The 258-nt window shown below is 67.8% G+C and carries 1 protein-coding gene; it reads right to left on the bottom strand.

Translation table 11 applies throughout. The annotated features are described in order from the left end of the window. Positions 1 to 257, bottom strand: a 257-nt coding sequence (locus tag ACYYG1_RS17630; RefSeq protein WP_461211633.1) for a helix-turn-helix domain-containing protein, incomplete at its 3' end; no start/stop codon positions are given. Position 258: the final 1 nt, after the last annotated feature.

Genomic DNA, 258 nt, shown 5'->3' with positions numbered 1-258 from the left:
CCGCCCGAACTGACCTGCACCCCGCGAAGCACGAGCTGCTGCGCAACCCGCAAGGCCCCGTGCGTGGGAAACTCCAGACTGTAGGCCATGATCGCCGCTTCCACCTCTTCGCCCACCCGGTTGGGGTGCGGCCCCCGAGGGCTAGGCCGCCTGTCCAGCAGCCCTTGCGACCCATGCGTCTGGAAGTTGCGCCTGATCTCGTAGAACTGCTGCCGCGAATAGCCCATCACCTGGCAGGCCCGGCTCACGTTGCCCAGC

Source organism: Desulfocurvus sp. DL1XJH-121 (genome assembly GCF_054819825.1).
This window is presented reverse-complemented; position numbering and strand designations above follow the sequence as displayed.